The following is a 13,593-nucleotide window of genomic DNA, read 5'->3' as shown; positions in this document are numbered from 1 at the left end:
GGTTCCGCCGCATCACGTCATGTATGCAATCAAGAGTTGCAAAATTCCTGCCGGCGGGGCGGGCCTATTTCTCGCGAAAGGCCCGGCGCGCCTGATCGACCAGGGGCTTGGTGAGGTACGACAGGACCGTCCGGTCGGCGGTCCGGATGAAGGCCTCCACCGGCATGCCGGGCATCAGCTTGGCGCCGTCGAGCCGGTTCAGCTCATCCTTGGTCACGCCCAGGCGCACGAGGTAGTAGAAGCTGCCGGTCCGCTTATCCTCGCTGACATCCGCCGCGATCCGGGTGACCCGGCCATTGAGCTCCGGCGTCGTCCGCTGGTCGAAGCTCGGAAAACGCAGGCCCGCGGCCTGGCCGGTCTGCAGCCGGTCGATGTCCTGGGGGGCGACCCGGACCTCGGCCACCAGGGAATCGGCGGTCGGCACGATCAGCATGATCGGCTCGCCCGGGGAGATCACGCCGCCGCGGGTATGGACCGCGAGTTCGTGCACGTAGCCGGTCTGCGGCGCGCGGATCTCGATGCGCTGGAGCTGGTCGAAGGCGGCGATCCGCTGCTCGGTCAGGGTCGCGGCCTTGGCGCGGTTCTCGGCCAGTTCCTTGGCGACGTCGCTGCGCAGGTTCTGCTCGAGCTGGATGATCTGCAGCTCGGTCTCCGAGACCTTGCCCTTGGTCTGGGCGATGTTGGCCACCAGGACCCCACGCTCGCCCTTGAGGCGGGACATGTCGCGCTGGAGGCTGGTGAGCCGGGTCAGCTGGATCAGGTTCTTCTTCCAGAGGTCCTCGACGCCCTCGTATTCCCGCCCGATGATCGTGGTCTCCTGCTCCTTGGCCGCGGCCTGCTCGACCAAGCCCTTGATCTCCTCGCGCAGCTGGCCGATCCGCTCGCGCAGCTGCGCCTTCTGGCCCTGGAGCGCGTCGCGGCGGAAGCGGAACAGCTTGCGCTCGCCGTCGACGATCCGGGCGACGTCGGGTCCCGCCCCGGCGAGATCGGCCGGGAAGACGGGCTCGTCGCGGCCGTCGCGCTCGGCCTCCAGCCGGGCGTTGCGGGCGGCGATCTCCCACAGGCTCTTGGTGACGCTGTCGTAGGTGGCCCGGGTGGTGGTGGCGTCGAGGCGGACCAGAAGGTCGCCGGCCTGGACGCGGGCGCCCTCCTGGATCGGCAGTTCGGCGACCACGCCGCCGGTGGGGTGCTGGACCTTCTTGATGTTGCTCTCGACCACCAGGGAGCCCGTGGCGATGATCGCCCCGGACAGTTCCGTGGCGGCCGTCCAGGCGCCGGTCCCGGTGGCCAGCACGATCACGGCGGCGACGCCGACGACGTGCCGCCGCAGTGAGCGCCGGGTCTCGCGGGTCGGGTCGGTCGGAACCTGCGCGCGCGTCATGCGACCCTCGTGGGTGTCTGTCGGGTCAGGGCGCCCAGTTGCGCCAGGACTTCGTCGCGGGGCCCGTGCAGCCGCACGCGGCCCTCGCCGAGAACCAGGATGCGGTCGACCGAAGCGAGCGCGCTCGGCCGGTGGGCGATCACCACCACGATGCCGCCCCGGGCGCGCACGCCCTGCACGGCGGCCGACAGGGCGCGGTCGCCGTCGACGTCGAGGTTGGAGTTCGGCTCATCGAGCACCACCAGGAACGGGTCGCCGTAGAGCGCCCGCGCCAGCGCGATCCGCTGGCGCTGGCCCCCCGACAGGCCGAGCCCGCCGGCGCCGACCCGGGCGTCGTAGCCGCCCGGAAGCCTCAGCACGACCTCGTGGACGCCCGCCGCCTTGGCGGCCGCTTGCAGGGCCTCCGGGTCCGGCGCCGGGTCGAACCGGGTGATGTTCTCCGCGATGGTGCCGTCGAACATCTCGATGTCCTGCGGCAGGTAGCCGACGGCGCGCCCGAGGGCGTCGGGATCCCACTGGTCGATCGCCGCGCTGTCGAGGCGGATCACCCCGCGGACCGGCCGGGCCAAGCCGACGAGCGCGCGGGCGAAGGTGGACTTGCCCGAGCCGCTGGCGCCGATCACCCCGAGCGCGCTGCCGGGGGCGAGGGCGACGTTGACGTCGTGCAGGATCAGGCTGTCGGTCCCGGGGGCGGCGATCGACAGGGCGGTCACGCGCACGCTCTCCCGGGGCGCCGGCAGTGGCGTCAGGGTCTCCGGCTCCCGCCGGGGCAGGAACGCCACGAGCCGGCTCCAGGCCTGCCGGGCGGCCGAGAACGACTTCCAGTTGGCGATGGCGAGGTCCACCGGCGCGAGCGCCCGGGCCGACAGGATCGTGGCCGCCAGCATCACCCCGGCGGTGGCCTCCTCGCGCACCACCAGGTAGGCGCCGAGCCCCAGGATCCCGGATTGCAGCACCGTGCGCAGCAGGCGCGCCACCGCGCCGAAGCCGATGGCGAGATCGTTGCTGGAGGTCGCGACGTCGAGGTTCCGGCGGGTCCGCACCTGCCAGAGATCGGCCACCCGCGACCGCATCCCCAGCGCGCAGAGCAGCGGCGCCGTCCGGTGCGCCATGTCGGTGAAGGACCGGCGCTCGCCGGCGACCCGCACGGTCTCCCGGGTGGTCTCGGCGGAGGCCCAGTCGGTCAGGACTGTCAGCACGCACAGGAACAGGGCGCCGGCCGCGATCGCCGCCCCGAGCCAGGGATGGAACAGGAAGCAGACCGCGATGTAGAGCGGAACCCAAGGCAGGTCGAAGAAGGCGGTGAGCGCCAGGCTCGACACGAAGCCCCGGACGGTGTCGAGGTCGCGCAGGGCCTGGGGGCCGTCGTCGCCGCGGGGCGTCTCGGAGCCGCGCTCCAGCAGGGTGCGGAAGATCCGCGGGCCGAGGCGCTCGTCCACGAGGCGACCGAACCGCGACAGGATCCGGGCGCGGAACACCTCGAACACGCTCTGGATCACGAACAGCATCAGGGCGATGCCGGCGAGCCCGACCAGGGTAGCGATGCTGCGGCTCGGCAGCACCCGGTCGTAGACCTGGAGCATGAAGATCGGGGCGGTCAGCATCAGTAGGTTGATCAGGCCGCTGACGATCATCACGGTGATCAGGGATGCGCGCCCGGCCCGGACGGCGGCCCAGAATTCCCGGCGCTTCGCAACACGCAACACGCGTTCGTCGGTCACAGGACCATCCCCCTGGAGACTCGGTGCGGCAAAAAAAACCCCCGCCGCGTGGGCGGCGGGGGGCTTGGCCGTCAGAGGCCGAGCAGGTGCAGGCCGCTCGTGGCGGTGTGCGGGGTCGGGTCGGTATGATGGACATCGGCATGGCCGCCGAGGTCGATCGTGGTGATCCCCAGATCGAGGCTCGCGTCATGGGAGGCCCCGGCCTCGCCCGCCCCGGCCGATGTCGCCGAGGCCGGGCTCAGGAGGTGCCCGACGAGGGAATCCGCGCCTCCGCCGGTGCTCTGCGGCAGCAGGATGCTGTCACCGGAGAGCAGGTTCGCGGTGGCGAGACTCGGCTGGTCGGCGCCCACCGCGATCGCGCTCGCCTGGACGAGGTGGGACGGATCCGCCGCGGGGGTGAGCACGGCGGCGTTGGCTAGGGGCGTCGTGGTGGTCGGGCCCGCGGCCACATCGATCAGCGGATGGGTGCCGGTGCCGCCGTGATCCGAGGCCCCGCCGGTCAGGCCGCCCAGCAGGCCGCCGACCGGGTTGCCCGCACCAGACCCGGAACCGCCCAGGACCGAGGTCACGGTTCCGAGCACGCCGTCCAGCAGACCGTCACTGCCCTGGCCGCCGGTGGCGGCACCCGAGAGGGCACCGGTCACCGACCCCAGCACGCCGCCAGCCGCCTCCGCGACATGCCCGACATCGCTCGCCACTTGCCCGGCCGCGGGGGCCGCACCACCGCTTAGCACTGCGCCCGGCAGGTTGACCGCGTCGGTCACGAGGTTGCTCGACTCGCCGAGCTCGCCGAGGCCGATGGTGTTTCCGAGGTTAATCACGGCGTGGACCGAGTCGTTCAGGACCGGCACGTCGTGGCCGACCTGCTCCAGCGTCGCGTGGACACCGTCGATCACGCCGTTGGAGACGGCCGCGACAGGCTGCAGCGGCGCGTTCGTCCCGAGCAGCGTTCCGGTTCCGACCGATTGCCCGCCGGTGAGGCCCTCGAGCAGGCCATCGAGGGGCGATGCGGAACCGCCGCCAGCATGGCTGCCGAGGAGGCCATCCACCGCGGACGTGACCGGAGCGAGCAGGTTGCCGCCCGGCGCTCCCGCACCGTCGCCGAGGCCGCCGGTGACACCGCCGAGCAAGCCGTCCAAGGGCGTCGTGCCATGACCGCCGAGCAGGCTGTCCACCGCGGAGGTGACCGGAGACAGCAGTCCGCTGGCCGAAGTACCGCCGCCGCCGCCGAGCAGGCCGTTGAGGGGTGTCCCGGCTCCGCCGCCATGGCCGCCGAGCAGGCCGTCCACCGTGGATGTGACCGGGGTCAACAGTCCGCCGGCCGAAGTACCGCCGCCGCCGCCGGTGAGGCCGCCGAGCAGGCCGTCGAGGGGCGTCCCGGCACCACCGTCATGGCCGCCGAGCAGACCGTCCACCGCGGAGGTGACGGGAGCAAGCAGACCGCCGGCCGGGGTGCCGGCTCCGCTGCCGAGACCGCCGACGATGCCGGTGACGCCCCCGAGCAGGCCGCCGGTGGCCTGGGTCACCGCGCCGACATCGCCGAGGATCGGCGACAGGGCCCCGAGGCCGTGTCCGCCCAGGAGCTCGGCCGGGAGCGAAGCCACGTCGGTCAGGAGGTTGCCGCCCTCACCCAGGTGGCCGAGGCCGAGGGTCTCGCCGAGATTGGTCAGGCCGTGGAGCGCGTCGTTCAGGAGCGGGATCGCGTGCCCGACATTCTCCAGAGTTGCATGGATGTCGAGGACCGCCGTGTTCGCGAGGTTGGTGACCGGGGCCAGCAGCCCGTCCGAGGACACCAGGCCGCCGGCATTGGCGACGCCGGTGAGGGAGCCGACCAGGGTATCGGCGGAGGCGAGGACGTGGCCGAGATCGGTCAGGACGGGGCTCGCCGCGGAGAGCCCGCCGCCGGTCAGGAGCGATCCGGGGAGCGCCAGGGTGTCGGTCAGCAGGTTGCCGGCCTCGCCGATATGACCGAGGCCGACCGTCTCGCCGAGCCCCGTGACCGCGTGGACCGGTCCGTTGAGCACCGGGATCTGGTGGCCGACATCCTCCAACGTGGTGTGCACGTCGAGGACAGCCTGGTTGAGGACGCTGGTCGCCGGGCTGAGGATCCCGCCGGCTCCGACGAGGCCGTTGCCGCTCGCCGGCACGGCCGTGACCGAGTCCAGCAAGGTCTCGGCGGCCACGCTGACGGCGCCGGCATCGCCGAGCAGGGCCGGGATGGCTGCGGAACCGGCCGGGTTGGCGGCGACGCTCGTCAGGTCGATGATCAGGTTGCCGGTCTCGCCGATATGGCCGAGGCCCACGGTCTCGCCGAGATTGGTCAGGCCGTGCAGCGGTCCGTTCAGCGGCGCGACCTCATGGCCGAGTCCTTCCAGCTGCGCGTGGGTGTTGAGCACGATCTGGTTCGCCGTGGTGCCGACCGCGTCGGGAAGCACCGATCCGTTCGCGTCGGCGGACCCGACATCGACGGCACCCTCGATGAGCGAGGCGATCGGGCCGAGGCTCGCGAGCTGGCCGGTGGAGAGGGCGGTCGAGGACAGGAGCGCGTCGGGGCCGACGAGCCATGCGAGCGAGCGCGAGGCGGGGCTGAGGATTGCGGCGGGAGATAGTGACATGAACACCTCCGGGTTCACCAGGCAACCCGCGATACAACCGTGAGTTGCAATGCGCGACGTCGGTAGGGAATACTGAGGCGGGCGATATTGAGTGGATCGCTGACGTTTCAAAGCACCGATCTTAGTCAAGATCAGCGTTGCGAGGGGCGGCGATCCTGTGATCGATAATATTGCTATTAATCAAGTACAGATTTGGCGGGAACAGGGGTCTGAACTTTGTCCGGCGGCAGATCCGCGTTCCCGCTGGCTCTTGAGGCGGTTCGCGCATCCGAATGCGTCGTGTGCCTGGGGGGTGAAGTCGACCTCGCGCAGCCGCTCGGCTCCGCGCGGGCGGATCCCGCGCCTGTTCACGCGCAGTGGATGGCCTGCGTGCTGCGGGCCCCGCGACGAGCAGCTCCGGGATTGCGGTTCCGGATGATGCTTTAACGCCGTCCCTGCGCGTCCGCCGGGCGCCAGCGGTCGAGCTCGCGGTCGATCGCGCCCTCGGTGCCGCGGAGGAATTCTGCCGCCGGAAGGCCGGGGGCGAGGGCGGCGAGGTAGCTGACCACGATGGTGCCGGCCCGCGTGGCCGCACCGCGGGGCCAGAACAGCCCCGAATTCACCGCCACCGGCACCACCGGCAGGCGCAGCCGGCCGTAGAGCAGCTCCACGCCGCGCTTGAACTGCAGCGGATCGCCGGCCCGGCCCCGGGTCCCCTCCGGAAAGATCAGCACCGAGCGGCCCGCCGCGACGGCCGCCTGGCTGCCCTCGATGATCGCCCGCAGGGCCTGGGTACCGTTGGTGCGATCGATCACGATCATCGGCGAGCGCCGCAGGAACCAGCCCACCACCGGGATCGCCAGCAATTCGCGCTTGGCCACGATGGCCACGTCGGGAACCAGCACCAGGAAGGCCAGGGTCTCCCAGGTCGATTGGTGGTTGGCCACGAGCAGGCAGGGCTCGGCCGGAAGGTGCTCGCGCCCCTCCTCGACGTAGCGCAGCCCGACGATCCGGTGCAGGCCCGCCAGGACCCCCCGCGCCCAGAGCCGCGCCGCTGTCCGGACTGGCCGCGCCGGCGCCCCAGCCAGGGCCAGGACCGCCAGCGGTGCGACGAACAGGGCCGTCCAGATGGTCCAGTATGCGACGAACAGGAGGGAACGGGTGTGCGCCAAGGTCGGGCCTCACGTCGAGCCCGGGGCGGGGCAGACCACCGCCATAGCGCCTCACGGATCGGGGTGCACGGCAATTCAGGCGGCTGCGAAAGCCTCAGGAGCCATCTTTTTCCGACCGTCAACGCGCACGGAGATCGACCGATCCGCTCCCGATGCATCAGCCCGGGATTTGGCGTACCCCTCCGCTGGCGCGATAGAGACCGTGCTCGGCAACCGATCGCACCGACGATCGCGCCGAATCCGAGAACGGCCGCCGCTGCATTGCGTTATCGAAGGGTTCGGTGAGCGGGTGGGACGCGAAGGAGACCGGATTGGCCAGGGTGACGGAGCGTGCGGGTGACGGGGGCGCTCTGTCGGACGAGCGGACGAACGGGTTGGATTCCATCGCGGGCGGTGGGGCGACGGGCGCCGTCATGCGCGCTGTCGACTGGTCGTCCTCGACCCTCGGCTCGCCCCAAGGCTGGCCCCACTGGCTGCGCGCCGCCGTCAGTCTGATGCAGGGCTCCGGCTTCCCGATGTTCGTAGCCGCAGGGCCCGAGCTGAGCTTCCTCTACAACGACGCCTATACCGGCCTCCTGGGTGGCAAGCACCCGACCGCGATGGGCGCGCCCTTGCGGCAGGTCTGGACGGAGATCTGGTCCGACATCGCGCCGTTCGTCGAGGCGACGCTGGCCGGCGAAGCGACCTGGGTCGAGAACCTGCCCCTGGTCATGAACCGCCATGGATATGCGGAAGAGACCTGGTTCACCTTCTCCTACGCGCCGCTCCGGGACGAGGCCGGCGCGGTGGCCGGCCTGTTCTGCACGTGCACGGAGACGACCGCCCGGATGCGGGTCGAGACAGCTTTGCGCGAGAGCGAGGCGCGGTTCCGCAACATGGCCGACCATGCCCCGGTCATGATGTGGGTGACCGGGGCCGACGGGGCCTGCACCTACCTCAACCGGCGCTGGTACGAGTATACCGGCCAGGCCGAGGCGGAGAGCCTGGGCCTGGGCTGGCTCGACGCGGTCCACCCGGACGACCGGGCCGCCTCGGGCCAGGCGTTCCTGGCCGCCAACGCCCGGCACGGCGAGTTCCGGGTCGAGTACCGCCTGCGCGGTGCGGATGGGCGTTATCGCTGGTTCATCGACGCGGCCCAGCCCCGTATCGGCGAGGATGGCGTCTTTTGCGGCTATATCGGCTCGGTCACCGACATCCACGACCGCAAGGCCGCCGAGGAGCGCCTGGTCGAGACCACGCGCCGGCTCGATGCCATCCTCAACAACACCTCGCAGGCGATCTTCCTGATGGATGAGCGCCAGCACTGCAGCTACATGAACCGCGCCGCCGAGATGCTCACCGGCTTCGCCCTGGAGGAGACCGAGGGCCGCGCCCTGCACGACGTGGTCCACCACACGCGGCCGGACGGATCGCCCTACCCGCTCTGCGAATGCCCGATCGACCAGGCCTTCCCGGAGAACGAGCGCGAGCAGGGCGAGGAGGTCTTCGTCCACAAGGACGGCTCATTCTATCCGGTCGGCTTCACCGCGAGCCCGATCCGGAACGAGCGCGGCGCGGCGATCGGGACGGTCATCGAGGCCCGCAACATCGAGGCGGAACTCCGCGCCAAGGCCGCGCTGGAGGCGTTCAACGCCACCCTGGAGCAGCGCGTCGAAGAGGAGGCCGCCCAGCGTGCGAAGGTCGAGGAGGCCCTGCGGCAATCGCAGAAGATGGAGGCGGTCGGACAACTGACCGGCGGCATCGCCCACGACTTCAACAACCTGCTCACCGGCATCTCGGGCAGCCTGGAGCTGCTGCAGACGCGCATGAGCCAGGGCCGGATGACCGACCTCGACCGCTACATGACCGCCGCCCAGGGCGCGGCCAAGCGGGCGGCGGCGCTGACCCACCGCCTGCTCGCCTTCTCGCGCCGCCAGACCCTCGACCCCAAGCCCACCGACGTGAACGCCCTGGTCCACGGCATGGAGGAGCTGGTCCGCCGGACTGTCGGCCCGTCGATCCATATCGAGGTGGTGGGCTCGGCAGGCCTGTGGCCTGCCCTGGTCGATCCGGGCCAGCTCGAGAACGGGCTCCTGAACCTCTGCATCAATGCCCGCGACGCCATGCCGGAGGGCGGGCGGATCACCATCGAGACCGCCAACCGCTGGCTTGACGACCGCGCCGCCCGGGAGCGCGACCTGCCGCACGGCCAGTACCTGTCTCTGTGCGTGACCGATACCGGGACCGGCATGCCCCCGGAGGTGATCGCCAAGGCCTTCGACCCGTTCTTCACCACCAAGCCCATCGGCCAGGGCACCGGCCTCGGCCTGTCGATGATCTACGGCTTTGCCCGGCAATCCGGCGGGCAGGTGCGGATCTATTCCGAGGTCGGACAGGGAACCACCGTCTGCCTCTACCTGCCGCGCTTCCACGGTGACATCTCCGCGGTTTCGGAGATGCCGGACCTCGCCGCGCCGCCGCGGGCCGAGCAGGGCGAGACGGTCCTCGTCATCGACGACGAGCCCTCGGTGCGCATGCTGGTGACCGAGATCCTGGAGGATCTCGGCTATCGGGCGATCGAGGCCGCGGACGGGCCGTCCGGGCTGAAGGTCCTGCAATCGGATGCGCGCATCGATCTGCTGATCACGGATGTCGGCCTGCCGGGCGGGATGAACGGCCGACAGGTGGCGGATGCCGCCCGCGAAACCCGTCCGGGGCTGAAGGTGTTGTTCATCACCGGCTATGCCGAGAATGCCGCCGTGGGCAACGGCTACCTGGATGACGGCATGCAGGTCCTCACGAAGCCCTTCGTGATCGAGACGCTGGCCACCCGCATCCGGGACATGATCGAGGCGTGAGGGCCTCGGCGGCGGGCGCGACGGCTGCGTCGCTGCCGGCGCTGACAAGGTCTGGTGCGGCCGCTACCGTGCGCGCCGCACCGATAGAGCGTGTGATAGCGGGGGAGCATTGAGCCAGCCGATGACCGATACCGACACGGCGTTCCCGACCAGCTCGGCGCCGCGGATCTCGACCGGCGTTCCCGGCTTGGACGACATCCTCTGCGGCGGCCTGACGCCGAGCCGCCTCTACCTGCTGGAGGGGACCCCCGGTACCGGCAAGACCACTCTGGCGCTCCAGTTCCTGCGCGAGGGCGCGGCGCGCGGCGAGGCGACGCTGTACGTCACGCTGTCCGAGACCGGCCAGGAACTGCGCGCCTCGGCGGCGACCCATGGGTGGTCGCTGGACGGCATCGAGGTCTATGAACTCGTCAACGAGATGGGGCTCGATCCCGACAGCGAGCAATCGATCCTCCACCCGTCCGAGATCGAACTCGGTGAGACCGTCCGGGAGGTCATCGCCCGGGTCGAGGCGCTGAAGCCCGAGCGGGTCGTGTTCGATTCGCTCTCGGAGCTGCGCCTGCTGGCCCAGAATCCGCTGCGTTACCGGCGCCAGATTCTGGCCCTCAAGCAGTTCTTCGCCCGGCGGGCCTGCACCGTGCTGATGCTCGACGACCGCACGTCGGAGACCGGCGACCTGCAGCTGCACAGCATCGCCCACGGGGTGGTCTCGCTGGAGCAGACGCTGCGCGAATTCGGATCCGAGCGGCGCCGGCTGCGCATCATCAAGATGCGCGGCATCAAGTACCGGGGCGGCGACCACGATTTTTCCCTCGAGACCGGGGGCATCCGGGTTTTCCCGCGCCTGATCGCCGCTGAGCATCATACGCCCTTCGACGCCAAGGTGCGCTCCACCGGGACGGGCGCGCTCGACCTGCTGCTCGGCGGCGGGTTGGTGCCCGGCACCAACACCTTGCTGCTGGGCCCGTCCGGGGTCGGCAAGACGACCACCGCCATCCGCTGCATGCTGGCGGCCCTGGAGCGCGGCGAGACCGCGACCTACTACCTGTTCGACGAGGGCCTCGCGACCCTGCTCGGGCGCGCGATCACCCTGGGCATGGACCTGACCCCGCATCTTGCGACCAAGCGCCTGACGATCACGCAGATCGATCCGGCGGAACTCTCCCCGGGTGAGTTCTCCAGCATGGTCCGGCAGGCCGTGGAGGAGCGTGGATCCAGTTTCGTGGTGATCGACAGCCTGAACGCCTACCTGCACGCGATGCCGGGCGAAGAGTTCCTCATCCTGCAAATGCACGAGATGCTGAGCTACCTGAACCAGCAAGGCGTCACGACGCTGCTGGTCCTGGGGCAGCACGGGGTGATCGGCGAGGTCCGCACCGATATCGATCTCAGCTATCTCAGCGACGCGATCCTGCTGTTCCGGTTCTTCGAAGCCAGGGGTGAGGTCCGCACGGCCTTGTCGGTGGTGAAGAGCCGGGTCAACGCGCACGAGCGCACCATCCGCGAGATGAAGCTGTCCGCGCAAGGGATCCAGGTCGGCGAGGCCCTGACGGATTTCGAGGGCGTGCTCACCGGCCTGCCCTCCTATCGCGGCTCGGTGGCGATGCTGACCGGCGACGCGCCGGCTGGCGGCGTCCGGTGATGGCCGCGGCGCCGGACGAGGAGTCCATCCTGATCCTGGCGCCGCGGGGGCGCGACGCCGCGGTGGCCGAGCAGGTGCTCGTGCGCGCCGGTGCGCAGGCCGCCATCTGTTCCGACCTCGCCGGTTGGCTGGGTGCTCTCCGGGCCGGGGCCGCCGCCGCCCTGGTGACCGAGGAGGCGCTCGGGGATGGCGATCTGGCCGACCTGTTCGCTTGGCTCGACGCCCAGCCCGCGTGGTCGGACTTCCCCTTCATCGTGCTGGCAACCCGCCAGCTCGGCCACCGCTCCGCGCCGGCGTCCCAGCGCCTCGCCCGGCTCGGCAACGTCGTCCTGCTGGAACGCCCGATCAACGCCGAGACACTGGTCAGCGCCACGGCCGCCGCCCTGCGGGCGCGCCGTCGCCAGTATCAGGCGCGCGAGCGTCTCCTGGAGCGCGAGCGTGACCGGGAGCAGCTCCGGCTCGCCAACGAGGGGCTGGAGCGGCGCGTGACCGAGCGGACCCGGGAGGTCGAGACCGCCCACGAGACCCTGGCCTTCGCGCTCGACGCCGCCGGGATGGGCTCCTGGGACCTTGATTATGGCACCGGCGCGTCCCGGCGCTCGCCCCGTTTCGACGCTGTCTTCGGCTACGACGCCCCCCAGTCGTTCTGGAGCCGGGAGACCTTCCTGGCCCATGTCGTCGACGAGGATCGCGGGGGCGTCGACCGGGCCTTCTCGACGGTCGGTGAGACCGGCCGGCTCGACCTCGAATGCCGCATCCGCCGGGTCGACGGAGCGGTGCGCTGGGTTGCCCTGCGGGGGCAGGTCAAGCACGACGCGACGGGCGCGGCGACCCGGATCGCCGGTATCCTGATGGACCGCACCGACCAGCACGTCACCGAGGAGGCGTTGCGCCAGGCCCAGAAGATGGAGGCGATCGGCCAGCTCACCGGCGGCGTCGCCCACGACTTCAACAACCTGCTCACCGTCATCGTCGGCGGCCTCGACATGGTGCTCCGGCGGCCCGAGCAGGTCGACCGGGTGAAGCGGCTCGCGGAAGCCGCCATGGGCGCGGCCCGGCGCGGCGAGCAGCTGACCCAGCAGCTCCTCGCCTTCTCACGCCGCCAGATGCTGCGGCCGCAGACGCTCAACCCCAATCGCCTGCTCCTCGATTTCCGGCCGCTCGCGGAGCGCGCTGCAGGCGGTGCGGTCGAGCTGGCCTTCGATCTCGATCCCGCTCTCGATCCGATCCGCATCGATCCGGCGCAGTTCGAGGCCGCGGTGCTGAACCTGATCGTGAATGCCCGCGACGCCATGGAAGGCCGCACCGGTCACACCCGGATCGCCGTGACGAGCCGCAACGCCCATCTCGGGACAGGTGCGGTGGCTGAGAAGGGCGTGGCGCCCGGGCCCTACGTGCTGGTCTCGGTGGCCGACACCGGCAACGGCATCGCGCCCGACAAGCTCCAGCGGGTGTTCGAGCCGTTCTTCACCACCAAGGAAGTCGGCAAGGGCACGGGGCTCGGCCTCAGCCAAGTCTACGGCTTCACCCGCAGCGCCAACGGCTTCGTCGAGATCGCCTCCGAGGTCGGGACCGGCACCACCGTGAACCTCTACTTCCCGCGCTCCACCGACCCGGCCGACGAGGAGACCGGGACCGGCGTGCTGCGTGCCATCCCCCTGCGTCGCGCCGGCGAGGGCGAGACCGTGCTGCTGGTCGAGGACGACGAGCAGGTGCTCGGGATGGCGGTGGAGAGCCTGGAGGAGCTGCGCTATCGGGTCATCATCGCCCGCAACGCCGCCGAGGCGCTGGCGCACCTGCGCGACGTGGAGCGGATCGACATCCTGTTCTCGGACGTGGTCATGCCGGGTGGCATGAACGGGTCCCAACTCGCCGTCGAAGCCCAACGGGTGCGCCCCGGGATCAAGGTTCTGCTCACCTCCGGCTACGTCGCCAATCTCGACGAGGGGCAGGTCATCGGCCACGGCGAATTGCCGGTTCTGAACAAGCCCTATCGCCGCGACGAGCTCGCCCGGTCCCTGCGCCTTGTGCTCGGGGGCGAGGGGCGCTGAGCCCCGAACGCAAAAAGCCGGTCCGCGTGAGCGGACCGGCTTGGTTGTGTCGTCGTGTCGGTGAGTTTGGTTGCGGGGACAGGATTTGAACCTGTGACCTTCAGGTTATGAGCCTGACGAGCTACCGGGCTGCTCCACCCCGCGCCAAGGTTGTGCGGCTGATCCGGTCTGGCTGTCCGCCTGTGTCGGGCGGGC

Annotated in this window: 7 protein-coding genes and 1 tRNA gene; 3 read left to right on the top strand and 5 right to left on the bottom strand. The window is 70.7% G+C overall.

The window, feature by feature from the left end; all coding sequences use genetic code 11:
* Positions 1-64: 64 nt before the first annotated feature.
* The 4 genes from MKK65_RS27220 to MKK65_RS27205 all read right to left on the bottom strand — a co-directional run bounded on the left by MKK65_RS27220 (position 65) and on the right by MKK65_RS27205 (position 6,868).
* Complete coding sequence (locus MKK65_RS27220) at positions 65-1,381, bottom strand: HlyD family type I secretion periplasmic adaptor subunit (protein WP_243961250.1); 1,317 nt, start codon at positions 1,379-1,381, stop codon at positions 65-67.
* Positions 1,378-3,102, bottom strand: a complete 1,725-nt coding sequence (locus MKK65_RS27215; RefSeq protein WP_243961249.1) for a type I secretion system permease/ATPase — start codon at positions 3,100-3,102, stop codon at positions 1,378-1,380. The genes MKK65_RS27220 and MKK65_RS27215 overlap by 4 nt, the downstream gene beginning before the upstream one ends.
* Before the next feature lie 71 nt (positions 3,103-3,173).
* Positions 3,174-5,717, bottom strand: a complete 2,544-nt coding sequence (locus MKK65_RS27210; protein WP_243961248.1) for a hypothetical protein — start codon at positions 5,715-5,717, stop codon at positions 3,174-3,176.
* 422 nt (positions 5,718-6,139) lie between these two features.
* Positions 6,140-6,868: a lysophospholipid acyltransferase family protein gene (locus MKK65_RS27205; protein WP_243961247.1), complete on the bottom strand. Its 729-nt coding sequence runs from the start codon at positions 6,866-6,868 to the stop codon at positions 6,140-6,142.
* Between the two features lie 413 nt (positions 6,869-7,281).
* Between MKK65_RS27205 and MKK65_RS27200 the strand changes: the two genes are divergently transcribed.
* The 3 genes from MKK65_RS27200 to MKK65_RS27190 all read left to right on the top strand — a co-directional run bounded on the left by MKK65_RS27200 (position 7,282) and on the right by MKK65_RS27190 (position 13,398).
* A complete protein-coding gene (locus tag MKK65_RS27200) occupies positions 7,282-9,705 on the top strand; it encodes a PAS domain S-box protein (protein ID WP_243961284.1) in 2,424 nt (807 codons plus the stop codon).
* Between the two features lie 121 nt (positions 9,706-9,826).
* Complete coding sequence (locus MKK65_RS27195; protein WP_243961246.1) at positions 9,827-11,347, top strand: ATPase domain-containing protein; 1,521 nt, start codon at positions 9,827-9,829, stop codon at positions 11,345-11,347.
* Positions 11,347-13,398 carry a PAS domain-containing hybrid sensor histidine kinase/response regulator gene (locus MKK65_RS27190; protein WP_201025795.1) on the top strand — a complete coding sequence of 684 codons (2,052 nt, stop codon included), beginning with the start codon at positions 11,347-11,349 and terminating at the stop codon, positions 13,396-13,398. Before MKK65_RS27195 ends, MKK65_RS27190 begins: the two co-directional genes overlap by 1 nt.
* A 67-nt stretch (positions 13,399-13,465) precedes the next feature.
* On the opposite strand, the gene MKK65_RS27185 is transcribed toward MKK65_RS27190, so the two are convergent.
* Positions 13,466-13,542 (bottom strand) — tRNA-Met (locus MKK65_RS27185).
* Positions 13,543-13,593 lie beyond the last annotated feature (51 nt).

The sequence above is a fragment of the Methylobacterium sp. J-001 genome (assembly GCF_022829565.1).
Classification (GTDB): Bacteria; Pseudomonadota; Alphaproteobacteria; order Rhizobiales; family Beijerinckiaceae; genus Methylobacterium.
Note: the sequence above shows the minus strand (reverse complement) of the source record. Positions and strands in the feature narration are given on the sequence as shown.

Bases quoted from the DNA above. Each gene is read 5' to 3' on its own strand.
- MKK65_RS27220 (WP_243961250.1), bottom strand. From the start codon at position 1,381: ATGACGCGCGCGCAGGTTCCGACCGACCCGACCCGCGAGACCCGGCGC.
- MKK65_RS27210 (WP_243961248.1), bottom strand. From the start codon at position 5,717: ATGTCACTATCTCCCGCCGCAATCCTCAGCCCCGCCTCGCGCTCGCTC.
- MKK65_RS27200 (WP_243961284.1), top strand. From the start codon at position 7,282: ATGCGCGCTGTCGACTGGTCGTCCTCGACCCTCGGCTCGCCCCAAGGC.
- MKK65_RS27195 (WP_243961246.1), top strand. From the start codon at position 9,827: ATGACCGATACCGACACGGCGTTCCCGACCAGCTCGGCGCCGCGGATC.
- MKK65_RS27190 (WP_201025795.1), top strand. From the start codon at position 11,347: ATGGCCGCGGCGCCGGACGAGGAGTCCATCCTGATCCTGGCGCCGCGG.